A 17,052-nucleotide genomic window follows, 5' to 3' on the forward strand; every position below is an offset into this window, starting at 1 on the left:
AGCATGGGAAAGGAAGTGGGGGCATGGAATGGGAAGCCGAGCAGCGTTTGATGGAGGATATCCGACGCGGCAATAAAGAGGCGTTTCGGACGCTGGTCAATCCGTTAATTCCTAAAGCTTACCGGACGGCGTATATGATGCTGCAGTCCAAGCCGTTAGCGGAGGAAGCGGTACAAAATTCATTGATCGAATTGTATTCGACCATTATGAGTGGAAAGGAAATCATCCGTCTTCATGGCTGGTTCAACCGGCTGCTGGCACACCGTGCCGTGGATATTGCCAGAAAAGAGCAGGGATATAAGCAAACCGTCGATATTGACGGACTCGACATACAGGATGCGGCTACTTCACCGCTCGAGAATCTGCTCAGAAAAGAACAATCCGAGCGTCTGCTTGAATCGGTCATGGAACTGGAGCTCAATCAGAGAATGGTTGTAGGACTGTATTATTTTCAGGAGCTGAAAATCGAAGAAATTGCATCGCTTCTGGACATTAAGGCAGGAACGGTCAAATCCCGACTCTATCATGCCAGAATCAAGCTAAGCGCTGTACTTCATAGAGCGCAAGGCATAACAAAGGAGCTGATGATATGAAGCAAGAAGCGGAGTTGAAGGAAGCATTGCAGCAATCCCTCGAAGCTATTCCGGTGCCTGAATCCTTGTTTCAGTTCGCCGAAGAGGTTCCTGACCGGTATGCCAGGGGAGAATTTCAAGAGATGGAGGCGAGAACGCCTTCCAGATTACCTAAGCGGAAGGTTCTGCCTGTCGTATGGAAAAGCACGGCGGCTGCGGTCCTGCTCGCTGTCACCTTCTCCGCCGGGGTGAAGATGTCCCCTGCTTTTGCAGAATGGGTGAAGGGAGTCCCTGGTATGGAGATTGCCGTCGATTGGCTGAGGCAGATCCGGGAGCAGGATGGCGTACAAACGGCGATAAATCACGATTATATTCCGATTGAGCCGGTCACGTTCCGTACGGACGGGACAGTGATAACCATCAGCGATATGTATTTGACCGAAGAGGAGCTGCTGTTCAAAAGCTTTATCCAGACGGACTTATTCGATATCACCGATACCCGGAGTCCGGCGCATCTCTCGATCTCCCCTCATCAAAGCTTGAAGGGTGGAGGGGGGACTACGGCTTCCTCGATGACTACAAGTACAGACGGCAGCGGGAAACCCGTCCTTCAGGAAACATACAAGTACCAGCTGGCGGATGGAACGGTTCAGCAATTTTTGGACAATGGGGCCGAGCTGATACTGGATGTCCAGATGGTTACCTTTGACCAAGAGCAGCGCAAATCGGAGGTTCAGGACATCGATACGATTAAGGTGCCGATCCAGCGCGACAAGCTGCTGCACAATAAGGTGCTTGAACCCAAGCAAGTGTTGGCTGTGGGCGATCCTGACTTGAAGGAGCTGAGCCTGGAGAAGCTGACGATTCAACCGACCACAATGAACCTGATTGTAAAAGGTCCCGAAGGCTGGTATTACGATTTTCCTAGGGATACTGGGTCAGCGCCGTATTTGAAGGATGATCAAGGTCGTGAGTACCGTTACGTTCCGTCGGGCCCGGGGCTTTTCTATTATGAGGATGGAAAGCTGCAGCTGCCGTTTTCCTCGTCGGTCTTTTTTGATCCGGAGGTACATTCGCTTACGCTGCACATCGGTGATCTGACCGTAGGCGAATGGAAGCCAAGCCAAGCATTCGACCTATCTTTGAGCGGGTCGTTCCCGCAAACCGTACGATTTAAACATAAGGATATCGTCATCGAAGGGGCCGACTATGCTCTCGAAGGGTACCTGCATCTGAAGATACAAAAAGAGAGCCCCGAGCAAACGATGCTGGAAGGCATCTCCTTCCATATAGCGGAACAAGAAGACTTGACGCAGCGGTTTGAACGAGAAGGCCCGGAAGCTTATGAAGCCTATATACAAAAAGAAAGAGAGGACCGGGAAGCCTTCAACGTAAGCGGCTTTGGCATTGCTGAAGATTACCGCAAGCAGGAATATCTCGATGTATATATCCCTGCAAGCAAGCTGGAGAAATACACGCTGCAGCTCTCCCGCTCCCGCGATACGATATCTGTGAATCGGGATTATACGATTTCATTGAAGCCTTGAGTTGGGAGGCACATGATTCGGCTGGTACCGTCATCACCTGTAATTTCAAGAACACTTGTACTTCTATGTACGGAGATTATAATATGAGTGAGGAGTGATCCTAAACTATACAGACAAGTAGGTTGGACTGATGGATGATGAAAAACAGAGGTTAAGCATCGAAGCGGCAAGGCTATATTACTTATCCGACTATAGCCAGCAGGATATCGCGGCAAGGCTCGGGGTTTCGCGTCCTACCGTATCCAGACTGCTTCAGAACGCCAAAGAACGCGGTTATGTGCGCATTGACATCGTCGATCCTCAAGAGGATCTGGATACTCTTGCTCATAATCTTAAAATAAAATTCATGCTGGACACGGTCCATGTGTGCTACTCTCCCTTAAACGAATACCAGGAGATCCAAAAGCACATCAGCCGCAACGCCGCTGAATACCTTCATGACATTGTCCAGGACTCGGATATTATCGGAGTGACCTGGGGGACCACGATGTATTCGGTGGCGCGGCATTTGCAGCCCAAGCAGGTTAAGGGGGTTGAGGTCGTTCAGTTAAAAGGCGGCGTCAGCCACTCTCACGTAAATACGTATGCTGCAGAAACGGTAAACCTGTTTGCCGAAGCATTCCATACGGCCGCCCGTTACTTGCCTCTGCCAGTCATCTTTGACAATATTGCCGTTAAGGAAATGGTGGAAAAGGACCGCCATATTCAGAGAATTATCCAATTGGGCAAGCAGGCCAATATTGCCGTATTCACGGTCGGAACCGTGAAGGAGGATGCGCTCTTGTTCCGTCTAGGCTATTTCAACAAGGAAGAGCAGGAGCGTCTTCAGAAGACAGGGGCAGGGGACATATGCTCCCGCTTCTTTGATGCACAGGGCAACATCTGCATTGATGAAATCAACGACCGGACGGTCGGCATCGATCTTCCGGAGCTTCGCAAAAAGGAAAAATCGATTCTCGTTGCCGGAGGACAAAGGAAAATCGAAGCGATCCGTGCTGCGCTTACGGGTAAATACGCCAATATTTTGATAACGGATCAATACACAGCGCAGGCATTGTTAAGAGACAAATGAATAGCCAGCAGGACGTTTGGGAAAGCCTACCGAGGTAAGAATCGGCAGGCTTTTTCTGTATTCCATTTACCCTTGCGATAGCGTCAAAATAAGTAAATAACTGTCATGAACATAATTTCATATACCATTTTACAATTGTTCATTCTCATGCTATGATAACGATGAAGTCTTTAACAAACCATTTATAAATAGATGCCTTCAACCTCAAATTAAAGGAGAGAGTTTCATGAATTTAGCAGGCATGATAGACCATACATTACTGCGGGCGGATGCTACCCGTGCTGAAATTACCAAGTTAACGGAAGAAGCGAAGAAATACAAATTTGCCTCCGTCTGTGTCAACCCGGGTTGGGTCGCTTATGCGGCGGAGCAGCTTTCGGGAACCGAAGTGAAGGTGTGTACAGTCATCGGATTTCCTCTTGGTGCCACAACTTCTGCCGCGAAAGCTTATGAAGTGAAGGATGCGATTGCCAATGGCGCAACGGAGGTCGATATGGTCATCAATATCGGCGCTTTGAAGGACCAGAATAACGAGCTCGTCGAGAAGGATATCAAAGCCGTAGTTGATGCGGCAGCAGGTAAAGCGCTGGTGAAGGTCATCATTGAAACCTGCCTTTTGACCGATGAGGAAAAGGTTCGCGTCTGCCAATTGGCTGTCAAAGCCGGCGCTGATTTCGTAAAAACGTCGACCGGATTTTCAACCGGTGGAGCTACTCCGGAGGATGTTGCGTTGATGCGCAAAACCGTTGGGGAGCAGGTCGGAGTCAAGGCGTCCGGTGGCGTACGCAGTCTCGAGGACATGAAGAAGATGATCGAAGCGGGAGCCAACCGGATCGGGGCCAGCTCCGGTGTCAAGATTATGGAAGGCGGCCAATCCGAAGCTTCCTATTAATCCTTATACAAGGAGGTTCGTTCATGAAAGAGCAGCTGATTCAAGAAGCCATTGAGGCTCGTAAGCAAGCCTACACACCCTATTCCCATTTTCCGGTAGGAGCAGCGCTGTTAGCCGGCGGCAAGATCTACCGGGGTTGCAATATAGAGAATGCCTCGTTCGGACTGACGAATTGTGCCGAGCGGACTGCGGTGTTTAAAGCCGTCTCTGAGGGGCATACCCATATCGAGGCCATCGCGGTCGCAGCTGATACAGACGGCCCGGTATCTCCATGCGGAGCTTGCCGGCAGGTATTGGCAGAATTTTGTAACCAGGACACCAAAATTTATTTGACCAATCTGCATGGAAACAGCGAGGAATGGACGATGAAGCAGCTGCTTCCAGGGGCCTTCCAGGCTCAAGACATGAAGAAGAAATAATCCCGGCGGGGAATTTCTTCCCGTGATGGTGTTGTAAGCGCTTAAGATAGGCATACTGAAATTAATACAACATTGGAGGAATTACATCATGAATTATTTAGTTGCCGTTCTAGGTGTTCTGGTCGTCTTTATCCTCACTTACGCTGCCAGCAATGACCGGCGAAGTATTCGTTACCGGCCTTTGATTGTCATGCTCGTTCTGCAAGCTATCTTAGCCTTTGTCCTGCTTCATACAGGCATCGGTGAGTTTCTTATCGGAGGGTTCGCCTCTACCTTTGAGAAATTATTGTCTTATGCCGGAGAAGGCGTCAATTTTGTGTTCGGCGGAATTGCGAACGAAGGACAAGCTCCCTTCTTCCTGAACGTATTGATGCCGATCATCTTTATCTCCGCGCTGATAGGGATTTTGCAGTACACGAAAATTTTGCCGTTCATCATTAAATATATTGGTCTCGTATTGAGTAAAGTAAACGGTATGGGTAAGCTGGAATCGTATAACGCGGTTGCGTCCGCGATTTTGGGGCAATCGGAAGTGTTCATTTCCGTGAAAAAACAGATCGGCCTGCTGCCCAAACAGCGTCTATATACGCTTTGTGCATCGGCCATGTCAACCGTGTCCATGTCCATTGTCGGCGCCTACATGCAAATGATTAGTCCGAAATATGTGGTCACGGCGCTGGTATTGAATCTGTTCGGAGGGTTTATTATCGCTTCCATATTAAATCCTTATGTCATTTCCAAGGAAGAGGATATCCTTGAAGTACAGGAAGAGGAGAAGCAGTCGTTCTTCGAGATGCTGGGCGAATATATTATGGACGGCTTCAAGGTTGCTATCACGGTCGCGGCCATGCTTATCGGTTTCGTCGCGCTGATTGCTCTTGTCAATGGCATTTTTACCGGCATCTTCGGCATTTCGTTCCAGCAGCTGCTCGGTTATGTCTTTGCTCCGTTTGCTTTCATTATGGGAGTTCCGTGGAAAGAAGCCGTGGAGGCCGGCAGCATTATGGCTACCAAGATGGTCTCCAACGAGTTTGTTGCGATGCTGGATCTCGGTAAACACACCGGCTTGTCCGCTCGGACGGTAGGGATCGTGTCGGTATTCCTTGTATCCTTCGCCAATTTCTCGTCTATCGGAATTATCGCCGGGGCTGTCAAAGGACTTCATGAGAAGCAAGGGAACGTCGTGGCCCGCTTTGGTCTTAAGCTGTTATACGGCGCAACCTTGGTCAGCGTTCTATCCGCTACGGTAGCAGGATTGTTTATATAATATTCAGAAGGTAAAAAAGGAGCCGTTGAAACATGGTTGATTTTAAAAGAATTCATCTCATCGTTCTCGATTCGGTTGGGATTGGGGAAGCGCCGGACGCTGCGCAGTTCGACGACTTCGATGTCGATACGCTCGGCCATATTGCGCGCGAACGCAATGGTCTGAAGATGCCGAACATGGCCAAGCTGGGCTTATCGAATATTCGTCAGATCGATGGAGTTCCGTCTGCCGAGAAGCCGCTTGCTTATTTCACCAAAATGCAGGAAGCTTCTAAAGGCAAGGATACCATGACCGGCCACTGGGAAATTATGGGCCTTTATATCGATACCCCGTTTCGTGTTTTTCCGGACGGTTTTCCGCAAGAATTGATTTCCCGGATCGAAGAGCGGACCGGACGTAAGGTCATCGGCAATAAGCCGGCCAGCGGTACCGAAATCATTGCGGAGCTCGGCGAAGAGCATATGAAGACCGGCGCCCTGATCATTTATACGTCAGCGGATTCCGTTCTTCAGATTGCGGCCCATGAAGAGATCGTTCCGCTGAAAGAGCTGTATGAGATTTGCGAATTCTGCCGCGAAATCACTCTGGACGATCCTTATATGCTGGGCCGGATCATCGCCCGTCCGTTTGTGGGAGAACCGGGACACTTCACCCGTACGGCCAATCGGCATGATTACGCATTGAAGCCATTCGGCAAGACCACGATGAATACCCTGAAGGATGCGGGATACGATGTTATCGCTTTGGGGAAAATTTCCGATATTTATGATGGGGAAGGCGTAACCAAAGCGATCCGGACTATCTCCAACATGGATGGGGTCGACAAGCTGATAGCAACGATGGATGAACCCTTTACCGGTCTCAGCTTCGTGAATCTGGTGGATTTTGACGCTTTGTTCGGGCATCGCCGTGATCCCCAAGGCTATGGTCAGGCGCTTGAAGAATTCGATGCGCGGCTGCCTGAAATTTTCGCCAAAATGACGAATAACGATCTGCTGATCATTACTGCAGATCACGGCAATGATCCAACCTACCGGGGAACCGACCACACGCGTGAATATGTTCCGCTTCTTGTTTATTCCCCTCGCTTCACCCAAGGGGGACGTGAGCTCCCGCTCCGCAAGACGTTCGCGGATATTGCCGCCACGGTAGCGGAAAATTTCGGCGTGGCACAGCCGGAGCATGGCACCAGCTTCTATAACGATTTAGTCTAGCGAGGAGGATGTAACATGAGTGTTCATATAGGCGCCAAGCAGGGGGAAATTGCTGAAACTATACTGCTTCCCGGTGACCCGCTGCGGGCCAAGTACATTGCCGAAACATATCTGGACGATGTGATCTGTTATAACCAGGTACGGGGAATGCTCGGGTATACCGGGACCTACCAGGGCAAACGAGTCTCGGTTCAAGGTTCGGGTATGGGGATCCCATCCATCAGCATCTATGTCAATGAACTGATTAGCCAATATGGCGTCAAGCATTTATTCCGGGTCGGTACGTGCGGCGCTATGCAGGAGCATGTCAAGGTGCGCGATGTCATCTTGGCGCAGGCTTCCTGCACCGACTCCAGCATTAACCGCCACGTGTTCGGCGGATTCGATTATTCCCCGATTGCGAGCTTCCCGCTGCTTAAGGCGGCGTACGAACGGGGAACTGACAAAGGCTTAAAGCTGCATGTCGGTAATATATTTAGTTCCGATGTATTTTACCGCGATGATAAATCTATCGTACAGAAGCTGATGGACTATGGCGTGCTAGGGGTAGAAATGGAAACAACGGCGCTGTATACGCTCGCGGCGAAATTTGGCGTCCAGGCATTGACGATCCTCACTGTCAGCGATCATCTGTTGACGGGTGAAGAAACGACGGCTGAAGAGCGTCAGAATACGTTCAACGAAATGATGGAAGTAGCGCTGGATACGGCAGTATCCTTGTAATAAGGTATTCAATGGGCCATCTGCCGGACGGGTTCCACATTATTTATGGAGGAGTGACTAGACGATGAGAATGGTAGATCTAATCGAGAAGAAACGCGACGGCAAAGAACTGACAACAGAAGAGATCGATTTCATTATAGATGGCTATACCAAGAACGAGATCCCTGATTATCAGGTTAGCGCATTGGCCATGGCGATCTTCTTCCAGGATATGACGGAGCGGGAACGGGCCGACTTGACAATGGCGATGGTCAATTCCGGCGAAACGATCGATTTGTCCGCGATTGAAGGCATTAAGGTAGATAAGCATTCCACGGGCGGCGTAGGGGATACGACGACACTGGTTTTGGCGCCTTTGGTAGCCGCACTGGATATTCCGGTAGCCAAAATGTCGGGCCGCGGGCTTGGACATACAGGCGGAACCATTGACAAGCTGGAGGCGATCGAGGGCTTTCATGTCGAAATCAGCAAAGAGCAATTCGTGGACTTGGTCAATCGCCACAAAATTGCGGTTATCGGGCAAACCGGCAACCTGACCCCTGCGGACAAGAAGCTGTATGCGCTTAGGGACGTGACAGCCACGGTGAATTCGATTCCGCTGATTGCCAGCTCCATAATGAGCAAGAAAATCGCTGCCGGCTCCGACGCTATCGTGCTCGACGTAAAGACCGGCGCAGGTGCATTCATGAAGACAGCTGAGGATGCCGAGGAATTGGCTCAAGCGATGGTACGTATAGGCAATAATGTCGGCCGCAAAACGATGGCGGTCATCTCCGATATGAGTCAGCCGCTTGGTTATGCGATAGGAAATGCGCTCGAAGTGAAAGAAGCGATCGATACGCTGCAGGGGAAGGGTCCTAAGGATCTGGAGGAGCTGTGCCTCGCGTTGGGACGTCAAATGGTCTTTCTGGCGAACAAAGCGGCATCCCTTGAAGAAGCGGAAGAAAAGCTGAGAGAGGTCATTCGGAACGGCAAGGCGCTTGAGAAGTTCAAGTCGTTCATTGCCAACCAAGGTGGAGATCCGTCCGTAGTTGATCACCCTGAGAAGCTGCCGCAGGCAGCCTATCAAATCGAAGTGCCCGCCAAGGAAGACGGAGTCGTGGCAGAAATCGTCGCGGATGAAATAGGTACCGCAGCCATGCTGCTAGGAGCGGGCCGGGCGACGAAGGAGTCGGAAATTGACCTTGCCGTAGGCTTGATGCTGAAGAAGAAAATCGGTGACCCGGTCAAGAAGGGCGAATCGCTGGTAACTATCCATGCCAATCGGCAGGATGTACAGGAAGTCATGGATAAGATTTACGCCAACATCCGGATTGCAGACCATGCCGAAGCGCCAGTTTTGGTACATGGAATCGTGACGGAATAAAGGAATACCTATGATAGCCGGTCGTTCTCAGGAGCGATCGGCTATTTGGTTATGTGCGGCATTACGGTGCATCATTCTATATTTACTTGGTGAAAGGGTAGTGAGCTGCCTGAAAATTTTAGAGAAATAATACCGGTCAAGGCCGATATCTTCTGCGACTTGTTCGATTGACATGTCCGTACTAATCAGAAGTCTCTTGGCATTTTCGATACGCACTCGGTTTATGTATTGAATCGGCGTCATGTTAAACATGGATCTGAAGTATCTGACGAAATAATTGGGATGATAATGAAAAATTCCCGCCAGCTTCTCTAACGTAATGGGCTCTTTAATATGATCCTCTATATATTTAAGAATTTGATTCGATGGAGATGGAGAAGAAGAGTGCAGCCCTACGGACTGCGCCGGCGCATGATCGAGAAAATATGTCAGAATTTCAAGCAGAAACATTTTGGCTTTTAAAGGGGAGGTGAGATCATCCCGCGTCTTGTACGTATCCGTTAAGGTTCTGAACAGCCCCGATACATATTCCACATCGTGAACCTGAATGGAATAAGGGAACTGAATGAGCTGAGACAAATGCAAATGGTCTACCTTAACCGAAAAATGCAGCCAATGCTTGATAAACGGTGTGGAATTAATAGTGGAATATGTTAAAGGCGTATCGGGAGGCAGGATGATCAATTGACCCGGAATAGGGTGCAGCTCCACCTGATCGACCTTAATCCAGCATTGTCCTTCGACCATGAAATAGAGGCGAAAATAATCATCCTTCCGCACTGGTCTTCCCCAGGTTTTGGATACGGTATGCGCATAACTGGCGGTAATCACCCTGACCTGTAAAGAATCCATATAGGATCGCATGACTTCCAGCTGGCTGTGATCGTCTATCATAACCATCATCCTTTCAAAAATACGGCTAACCGTGTCTAGTCCCATTGAATTAAGCGGTTAAAACGGCCACTGGTTGTAAGCGGATTCAAATGACAGCTGACAAAGGATTAGTTCTATGTAGCTAACTATATCGTAAAACTTGAAGCTGCTCAATTCATTAATAGCCAGGGTGGCTTTTCTAATGAAACAGGAACACATGTTCTATGTTCTTAAAAGCATCCATATACGTTACTTTGGTTCAGAAAAGTTTCAGATCGGTTGGATATACTTAAGCTTGGCAATTACATATAGGTAAGGGGCAGCATGAACGTTTCAAGCTTTCTTGCTTGAAAAGACAGAAGGGGGCGCAGCACATGACCTACACGAAACCATTAACCGTTGAAAGTACACAGGTATTAGAAGGGAAATCGGTCCTATCCGCACTGGAGCAATCCTTGGCTATGATAGAATTTGACATGCAGGGGAATGTGCTATGGGCAAACGATCTTTTTGCCAGGGCAATGGGTTACGAAGCATGGGAATTGATCGGAAAGCATCATCGTCAGTTGTGTTTGCGGGATTTTGCAGAGAGCAGCGAGTACGCCTCATTATGGAATCAATTAAGAAGCGGGATAGCCTTTCAAGCAAAAATAGTTCGCGTATCTAAAAAAGGAGCTTTAATTTGGCTGGAAGCTACTTATATGCCTGTGCGGAATGACGAAGGGGAAGTGATGGCTGTGCTGAAAGTGGCCTCAGATATCACGGAGCGCGAAAGAAACGCAGCTGCCATCACCCATGAGCTGCAGCAAATGGCGGCTAGCTTACTTCAACGTACGCAGGAAGGCATTAACCGTATTCAAGAAGCAGCTAACCAAATGCAATGCGTCGTTAATGACAACCAAACCAATAGAGCCTTGCTGCAGGAATTGGAGCATAAATCCAGCTCGGTTCAAAACATTGTGCAAATGATCCGCGATTTTGCCAGTCAAACCCATTTGCTTGGTTTAAATGCCGCTATTGAGGCTGCCCATGCCAGTCATCATGGACGCGGATTTCAAATTGTAGCCATTGAGGTACGGCGATTAGCTGAACAAGTGCAAGCGGCTGCAAAAGAGATTCAAACCAACGTAATCGGAATTTCGCGGCAGATCGATCTTGTGAACAAAAGCTCGGGCGATGCCAGTAAGGCCATTGCCAATAGCCAAGAACAGATTCTGCTGGCTGTCAACGAATTCGCCAGGATCAGTGAAGCCGCAGAAGAACTGGATACGCAAGCTAATCGGTTTCAAGCTTAGACGTTCTTTTTTTCGCGCTGCCTATATTGTAAAATATACGATTTGACGTATATAATGAAGGTAATCTTTTACATTTGAGGTGAAATGGATGGCTTTCCGTACTGTTCGAAGTAACTAGTTACCGGGCTGGGTAAAAACGCGTGCCAGCTATCAAGGGGAACGTATGTCCTTTTGATCGTACAGAAACTAGAGCTTTGAACGGTGTCGTGCAGTCATCTTATATGGCCAGGGCACTTATGTCATCTAACTACAGGGGACCGGTTATTACTGGTGCTTCGGTTAGAATGCGATGTGCCCTGGCTTTTTGCACTCATTTATAAAAGATAGGGGACGAAACAAGGATGTTAAAGAAGTGCCTTGTGCAGTGCAAATGGTGGGTCCTAAGCTATATTCTGATGGGATTCATCATCCAATTGCTAAACCAATTAGGGATCGTTGTTTTCCAAAACATATTGGATGCAGCGGCTGCGGATAGGACAGAAGCAACCAAATTCATTATCATCTATGGAATGATTCTAGGCGGGTCCGCCATTCTTAACTATCTTGATGAATATCCCGGCGTATATTTATCGAATAGCATCTCCGAAAACTTGAAAATTATGGCTTTAAAGAAAATCGCCAGGATCGATTATCAAGCATACCAAGAGATAGGGACGGGGCAGATGATCAAGGTGATTGAGAACGGGGCGGCGGCCGGGAACGGGATCTTGTTTTCCTTTTTTCTTAGAACGCTGCATGAGCTATTGCCCACCTTGATTTTCAGTTTATTATTTATCAGCTTTTATAACAGCGGCCTTATGCTGCTGATCGCAGGCGGGTATGCCGTCATTTTTGTTATAACGAATCTGCTGTTGAGATATTTATATACAATCAAATCGACCATCCTGAAGGAACAAGAGAAAATGTCGAGATACTCCATTCGGGGATTTATGGAGCTGGTTGTTTTTAGAACCAATGGACGCTACGATAAAGAAATCGATAAATTAAGCCAGACGGCTCGGACTATCATTAATAAAAACGCCCAGCTTAAAATGATACATGAAGCTTTTTTCGCCATCTTCGAGCTGTTTATCACCATAATCAAAATCTTCGTCATCATTTTCGGGGTCCGAAGCATGATAAGAGGGGAGACAACGCTTGGAGTTGTAGTCGCGTTATTTATGTTTATCGATAAGATTTATTCGCCTATTGCCATTTTCAATATTTTATTTGTCGATTACAAGCTGAATCAAGTGACCTATAGGAGGCTGGAGGATTTCATTCATGCACCGGAGGATAAAAATTTGGATTCCGGAATAGAAGTGAAGCAGGTTCAAGGTCATATTGAATTTAGAAATGTTTCTTTTCATTATGGCAGCGTTAGAATCTTAAACAACCTGTCATTTGCCATTGAACCTGGAAAGTCCGTCGCTTTTGTGGGGTTAAGCGGGAGCGGGAAATCCACGATTGTAAAATTGATAGCAGGCTTACTTAAAAAGAGCGAAGGCCGTATTGGGCTGGACGGCACAGAGATCGATAAGCTTCAATTAAATCGGTATTATGAGCATATATCGTATTTGTCCCAAGACACTCCGATTTTTGATACAACCATAAGAGGGAATATTGCGTTTGATAACGCTATGTCAGATGAAGAAATCTATCTTCTTTTGGAAAAAGTCCATCTGAAGGACAAAATAGCAAGTTTACCGGAGGGATTGGATGCTTTAGTCGGTGAAAAAGGGGTTAAATTATCCGGCGGGGAAAGACAACGGTTAGCATTTGCCCGTATACTGGCGCAGAAAAGGAACCTCATAATTTTAGATGAGGCCGTATCGGCCCTTGACCCAATTACCGAAAAGAGCATCATGGAAACCGTTTTCAAAGAATTTCGTGATAAAACCGTCATCATCATAGCACACAGGCTAGAATGTATTAAGCAATTCGCATTCGCAAAATTGAAAAAAATATTGATAAACAATAAAAAAGCGTGAATAAGGAAATGAAAAGTGAATGATTTTTTAAAAGTTTTGGCCGAAAACCATCTGTATCAAAAAGTTACTTAATTACTTTTACACAAAACCCGTATTTTGTACATATGTATATAAATCAAATCCGTAAGCATTCATATCCTTTTCAGGGTCATTTCACCTTCGATCTTGCCTACAGGAGCATCATAAAAGGCAGGCCCAAGCTCAAAATCGTAGTAAATACCGGATATCGGTGCTCGCCAGTCGCATATCAGCATATTGCCTTTTCGATCAACATAAGAAAACCGCCCAATATAAAACGGCTCTGCTCCGTTCTCATCGTTGGGCCTGAAATCAATTCTGGCGAAATAAGGCGAATCTATTAACTTTTCGATCCTTTCTCGCCTTTTTACGTTGAATTCACCTAAGTTTACGTTTCGGCCAATCGACTGTTTGTTTGAAAAAATCTCCATGGAATCCATATCACTTCTATTTTCCCAAAGATATTTCATAGATTCTTTAAATTCATCTTCATATCTTGAGACCGTTTGATTCAATTCCTCTAAAGAATCCTCCAATTTTCCTATGATCATTTTCAGATGCTTTATTTCATCAGATAATATAACTGTCATTGTTTTACTCCTAATTTTGATAATTAATGCGCATTGCGATTTACCCGACTTATATAGATGGTTTTTTATTCAAGCATTGCCTTTCCTCATGGCATCAAGCATTTTCAGCATTTCCAGCATTTCCAGTGCATCCGCTTCTGCCATGTCGAGTGCCGTAATATACCGATCAGTAGCATAAACAATGCCTTCCTCTTCACCTGGCGTATTAATAACTTCCCGTATATTCCCTTCTCCACGATCCAGACGATTCAGCATGCGCAGAATGGACATCATGGAATAATGGGCACTCCGAAGGATGCAGATGATTTTCAGTCGACTCATTTCCTTTGAGCCATATCTTCTGTATCCGTTGGCATTCCGCGGCACCTCTATCAAGCCGTTTCTCTCCCAATCACGCAGCACGTCTTTTGTGATGCCGAGAGCGTTAGCAGCTTCAACTCTGCCATTGAACACAATCGTTTCTACTGATTTTTTGTTGTTTTCAATGATATTAAGCGTGATACTATTTGGGCGGTTTTATATGTCATAATGAATCCCCCCCCTTTTCTTTGGATATGGCGCTAAAACTATAACCGCTGCTAGGTTTCAAGCGCAAGCATTGATTTCCCGCTGACGGACTGTCCCGTGAATGCAATTAGCTTTTATTTAGGAATCTGTAGTTTTATATTTTCAGATTATTTTCTTTTGGTCCTTTGATCGTGACGAACATTTATTTTTCTCCTCCTTACAGGGTTCGTTTTTATGCTACAGAGTCAGCATAAAAAACATACCACCAAATTATACAGTGGTGGTTAAGTGGAGAGTTTGAAATTGTTTTGCCCATACAGTTGTCAAACTATACTGCCCGTTAGCTTCATGAATTTGAAACCCAGTTAGATACTTATCTAATCGGTAATCGGACTATGTTCTTGTCCATTACGGCAATCGGGACAAGAACTTGTACCGATAAAACAAAAAAGCCGCTAAATTAGCGACTTTCTAAGGGACCATGTTATTGTCCCTCGACAATAAGATTAACAGCCCGCCCATAAATTCAATTATTTTTCTATCTCATCGAAAACAACATGCTGATCATAATAATCTTTTAGTTCAGAGTAGTCATCGGACAAATTATCAGCCCAAGATACCAAAAACAACTTATTGATAGTTCTTGTTTCAAATAAGTCATCAAGTATCTCGATCTGCTGCTTACTTTTAAGTACATTGTCAAGAGGATATAAAATAGCAAAATCATATTCCATCCCAGTGTTATTCCAATTCGTCTTTTTGATACTATCGAAATATAAAGTATGTATTCCAAGTTTATAGCCTATTCCTGTTTTAAAATCCTTAGATTCATTAAAAAACGAGCCTATGTTTTGCATATAATTTGCACGAAATAGAACTTTCGAGCTATCTGGTACATATTCTTTTAAAATGTGCAGAATCAACCTGTGTTTTTCATACTGATGAGTACCAGTAAGAAGCAGTGACTTTTTATCAGATTGCAAAAAGTCCAATATATCTTTAACTACATCGTCTCTTGTGTTCAACTATATTCATCTCCGTTTTATTAGCTTTTTACGTTCTCGAACATAGAGAGAACAAACTCTTCAAAAGTTTCTTCCACACAATGATTAATTGATAAATCATCATCATGCCATATTTCAACAATAGCCCAATTATCCGTTACTAAAAAACCAACAGCGTCTCCAGAAAAATTATCACCAAACAATAAAACATCTTTTAATTCCGGATGAGAGTCCTCGTCATAAAGATGACCTAAAATTTCGTCTACTTCAACTAAGCCGCTATAAAAATTAAATATTGTATTATTAACAGTTCCGTAACCAACTTCTCTCAAAAAATCTATGTAGTCTTGGGGGATACCTTCCACTTCTAGCTCTCTATTTATTTCACCTTCTGATAAAGCTTCAAAGTTATGTTTTGAGGGATTATTCCGTATTATATTAATAATGTTTTCGTACCTCATGTGCTGAATCCCAGCTCCCATAAATTAGTTTGTTATTGTAAATTTTGAAATAATACTCTTAATTGTTTTTGAACATGTTGTAAATAATCCTTTTGGTGTGAATTAGAATGACAACTACCGTTCCTTTCGTAAATGGTGGGTGGTACTTCCATTTTACCAAAGAACGGTTTCCTTTTGTTGTGAAAAATTGAAAAAGATGTGTCCCACAGCCATTTTCATGGCTTTTGGGACAGCTTCTATAGCATTTGAGATTTTGTAAATTGAAATTGTTTTCTTGCTTAACTTGAATATCAATCCACCAATGAAATTCTTTACTGATAACTTTTTGATTTCATTCTCTTGCAAATGTAGGATTAGACAAATGCACAATCAGCTGGACATCCCAGGTTCTCGAAAACTGTACGAGCGGCAGAATCTACCGGCAGGAAAACCTCAACTTGCGGATATAAGCGGCCGCCCACGGAAATCGAAACCTGTCTGTACCGAATGGGAACAAGCTCGCCGTCGCTTTCCATTCTGGCTAGTATGATTTGTGTATGATCAGCATTTGCACCTGAAGCAGGTTCATTAAGATATTCGTCCTCTTTCTGAACTCTATCAAACAATTTTTGATACCACGCATCATAACGCGAGAGCATGTACTCCCTCTTGAAGGCATGTATCCCGTTTATAGCATGCACCTTCCACTGCTCGAACGACGCGTTGTCGAAAGTGGAGCGGGGCCGGATAGGTAAATCGGAATTAAAATGAAAATCGATCCTATTCATTAAACCGTCATATGAACGGTCGAGAGGGATGTCGAACAAATGACGAAACGGCTCGTTAACCCCCTTGATGTCCTGTGTGTGTGTTACGATCATGGAGGGAAAAGGAATGCTCCTCATCGTTTGATGAGCCCACTCCAATGCACGCTCCAACGCCCTTCCCTCCAATTCGGTCTGGATCGGAAGATAACCGGCTGCCAAAAGCAAATCGTTACGCTCGCCGGATGTACACTCAAGATATTCTGCAATATTTATAATCGTCTGACGATCTGGTATGCGGCGGGTACGTCCAACCAGCAGATTTTTATACGAAGTAAAAGCCTCGTCGTTCAGCTCTTGTTGAGTAAATCGTTTCAAGGACGGGTGAGGTCGGTCTGCAAGCTGTTGCTGTCGTTTCATCCGCAGCCCTTCAATTTCTCCCATTACGATTCTACATTTATTTAAAGTATACTCCTCATTGAAAATGAAAGTCATCTAATGACATACAACAATACATGG

Annotated in this window: 17 protein-coding genes; 11 read left to right on the forward strand and 6 right to left on the reverse strand. The window is 45.8% G+C overall.

All coding sequences use genetic code 11. From position 1 onward, the window contains the following. The first annotated feature begins 23 nt into the window (after positions 1 to 23). From GGC63_RS22915 to GGC63_RS22955, 9 genes are all read left to right on the forward strand, one after another. Entirely contained in the window at positions 24 to 593 is a 570-nt protein-coding gene (locus GGC63_RS22915; protein ID WP_192704295.1) for an RNA polymerase sigma factor, read from the forward strand. Then, entirely contained in the window at positions 590 to 2,119 is a 1,530-nt protein-coding gene (locus GGC63_RS22920; protein WP_192704296.1) for a DUF4179 domain-containing protein, read from the forward strand. The genes GGC63_RS22915 and GGC63_RS22920 overlap by 4 nt, the downstream gene beginning before the upstream one ends. A 130-nt stretch (positions 2,120 to 2,249) precedes the next feature. Further along, entirely contained in the window at positions 2,250 to 3,191 is a 942-nt protein-coding gene (locus tag GGC63_RS22925; RefSeq protein ID WP_192704297.1) for a sugar-binding transcriptional regulator, read from the forward strand. Positions 3,192 to 3,417: 226 nt separating this feature from the next. Next, positions 3,418 to 4,083: a deoxyribose-phosphate aldolase gene (gene deoC / locus GGC63_RS22930; RefSeq protein ID WP_192704298.1), complete on the forward strand. Its 666-nt coding sequence runs from the start codon at positions 3,418 to 3,420 to the stop codon at positions 4,081 to 4,083. A 23-nt stretch (positions 4,084 to 4,106) separates the two neighbouring features. Beyond that, on the forward strand, positions 4,107 to 4,502 hold the full coding sequence (locus GGC63_RS22935; protein ID WP_192704299.1) for a cytidine deaminase: 396 nt from the start codon (positions 4,107 to 4,109) through the stop codon (positions 4,500 to 4,502). Positions 4,503 to 4,590: 88 nt separating this feature from the next. Next, complete coding sequence (locus GGC63_RS22940) at positions 4,591 to 5,769, forward strand: NupC/NupG family nucleoside CNT transporter (protein WP_192704300.1); 1,179 nt, start codon at positions 4,591 to 4,593, stop codon at positions 5,767 to 5,769. 32 nt (positions 5,770 to 5,801) lie between these two features. Then, positions 5,802 to 6,983, forward strand: coding sequence for a phosphopentomutase (deoB, locus tag GGC63_RS22945; protein WP_192704301.1), 1,182 nt, complete (start codon positions 5,802 to 5,804; stop codon positions 6,981 to 6,983). A gap of 15 nt (positions 6,984 to 6,998) precedes the next feature. Next, positions 6,999 to 7,706, forward strand: a complete 708-nt coding sequence (gene deoD / locus GGC63_RS22950; RefSeq protein ID WP_192704302.1) for a purine-nucleoside phosphorylase — start codon at positions 6,999 to 7,001, stop codon at positions 7,704 to 7,706. A 64-nt stretch (positions 7,707 to 7,770) separates the two neighbouring features. Next, positions 7,771 to 9,072 carry a pyrimidine-nucleoside phosphorylase gene (locus GGC63_RS22955; RefSeq protein WP_192704303.1) on the forward strand — a complete coding sequence of 434 codons (1,302 nt, stop codon included), beginning with the start codon at positions 7,771 to 7,773 and terminating at the stop codon, positions 9,070 to 9,072. A gap of 27 nt (positions 9,073 to 9,099) precedes the next feature. Here the strand turns inward: GGC63_RS22955 and GGC63_RS22960 are convergent, their stop codons facing one another. Beyond that, complete coding sequence (locus GGC63_RS22960; protein ID WP_192704304.1) at positions 9,100 to 9,966, reverse strand: helix-turn-helix transcriptional regulator; 867 nt, start codon at positions 9,964 to 9,966, stop codon at positions 9,100 to 9,102. 353 nt (positions 9,967 to 10,319) lie between these two features. Between GGC63_RS22960 and GGC63_RS22965 the strand changes: the two genes are divergently transcribed. Continuing rightward, positions 10,320 to 11,240 carry a methyl-accepting chemotaxis protein gene (locus tag GGC63_RS22965; protein ID WP_192704305.1) on the forward strand — a complete coding sequence of 307 codons (921 nt, stop codon included), beginning with the start codon at positions 10,320 to 10,322 and terminating at the stop codon, positions 11,238 to 11,240. 341 nt (positions 11,241 to 11,581) lie between these two features. Continuing rightward, positions 11,582 to 13,210, forward strand: coding sequence for an ABC transporter ATP-binding protein (locus GGC63_RS22970; RefSeq protein WP_192704306.1), 1,629 nt, complete (start codon positions 11,582 to 11,584; stop codon positions 13,208 to 13,210). Between the two features lie 131 nt (positions 13,211 to 13,341). Here the strand turns inward: GGC63_RS22970 and GGC63_RS22975 are convergent, their stop codons facing one another. From GGC63_RS22975 to GGC63_RS22995, 5 genes are all read right to left on the reverse strand, one after another. Then, positions 13,342 to 13,818 carry a hypothetical protein gene (locus GGC63_RS22975; RefSeq protein WP_192704307.1) on the reverse strand — a complete coding sequence of 159 codons (477 nt, stop codon included), beginning with the start codon at positions 13,816 to 13,818 and terminating at the stop codon, positions 13,342 to 13,344. 69 nt (positions 13,819 to 13,887) lie between these two features. Next, complete coding sequence (locus tag GGC63_RS22980; RefSeq protein WP_192704308.1) at positions 13,888 to 14,271, reverse strand: MerR family transcriptional regulator; 384 nt, start codon at positions 14,269 to 14,271, stop codon at positions 13,888 to 13,890. Between the two features lie 584 nt (positions 14,272 to 14,855). Then, entirely contained in the window at positions 14,856 to 15,350 is a 495-nt protein-coding gene (locus tag GGC63_RS22985; protein ID WP_079913342.1) for a hypothetical protein, read from the reverse strand. Positions 15,351 to 15,370: 20 nt separating this feature from the next. Beyond that, positions 15,371 to 15,790: an SMI1/KNR4 family protein gene (locus GGC63_RS22990; RefSeq protein WP_192704309.1), complete on the reverse strand. Its 420-nt coding sequence runs from the start codon at positions 15,788 to 15,790 to the stop codon at positions 15,371 to 15,373. A gap of 353 nt (positions 15,791 to 16,143) precedes the next feature. After that, positions 16,144 to 17,028: a hypothetical protein gene (locus tag GGC63_RS22995; protein ID WP_192704310.1), complete on the reverse strand. Its 885-nt coding sequence runs from the start codon at positions 17,026 to 17,028 to the stop codon at positions 16,144 to 16,146. Between the last annotated feature and the right edge of the window lie 24 nt (positions 17,029 to 17,052).

The organism is Paenibacillus sp. OAS669, assembly GCF_014873645.1.
Taxonomy (GTDB): Bacteria; Bacillota; Bacilli; order Paenibacillales; family NBRC-103111; genus Paenibacillus_S; species Paenibacillus_S vulneris.

Excerpts from the sequence above, each read along its gene's own strand:
- GGC63_RS22915 (WP_192704295.1), top strand. The coding sequence starts at position 24 with ATGGAATGGGAAGCCGAGCAGCGTTTGATGGAGGATATCCGACGCGGC.
- GGC63_RS22920 (WP_192704296.1), top strand. The coding sequence starts at position 590 with ATGAAGCAAGAAGCGGAGTTGAAGGAAGCATTGCAGCAATCCCTCGAA.
- GGC63_RS22925 (WP_192704297.1), top strand. The coding sequence starts at position 2,250 with ATGGATGATGAAAAACAGAGGTTAAGCATCGAAGCGGCAAGGCTATAT.
- deoC (WP_192704298.1), top strand. The coding sequence starts at position 3,418 with ATGAATTTAGCAGGCATGATAGACCATACATTACTGCGGGCGGATGCT.
- GGC63_RS22935 (WP_192704299.1), top strand. The coding sequence starts at position 4,107 with ATGAAAGAGCAGCTGATTCAAGAAGCCATTGAGGCTCGTAAGCAAGCC.
- GGC63_RS22940 (WP_192704300.1), top strand. The coding sequence starts at position 4,591 with ATGAATTATTTAGTTGCCGTTCTAGGTGTTCTGGTCGTCTTTATCCTC.
- deoB (WP_192704301.1), top strand. The coding sequence starts at position 5,802 with ATGGTTGATTTTAAAAGAATTCATCTCATCGTTCTCGATTCGGTTGGG.
- deoD (WP_192704302.1), top strand. The coding sequence starts at position 6,999 with ATGAGTGTTCATATAGGCGCCAAGCAGGGGGAAATTGCTGAAACTATA.
- GGC63_RS22955 (WP_192704303.1), top strand. The coding sequence starts at position 7,771 with ATGAGAATGGTAGATCTAATCGAGAAGAAACGCGACGGCAAAGAACTG.
- GGC63_RS22960 (WP_192704304.1), bottom strand. The coding sequence starts at position 9,966 with ATGATAGACGATCACAGCCAGCTGGAAGTCATGCGATCCTATATGGAT.
- GGC63_RS22965 (WP_192704305.1), top strand. The coding sequence starts at position 10,320 with ATGACCTACACGAAACCATTAACCGTTGAAAGTACACAGGTATTAGAA.
- GGC63_RS22970 (WP_192704306.1), top strand. The coding sequence starts at position 11,582 with ATGTTAAAGAAGTGCCTTGTGCAGTGCAAATGGTGGGTCCTAAGCTAT.
- GGC63_RS22975 (WP_192704307.1), bottom strand. The coding sequence starts at position 13,818 with ATGACAGTTATATTATCTGATGAAATAAAGCATCTGAAAATGATCATA.
- GGC63_RS22990 (WP_192704309.1), bottom strand. The coding sequence starts at position 15,790 with ATGAGGTACGAAAACATTATTAATATAATACGGAATAATCCCTCAAAA.
- GGC63_RS22995 (WP_192704310.1), bottom strand. The coding sequence starts at position 17,028 with ATGACTTTCATTTTCAATGAGGAGTATACTTTAAATAAATGTAGAATC.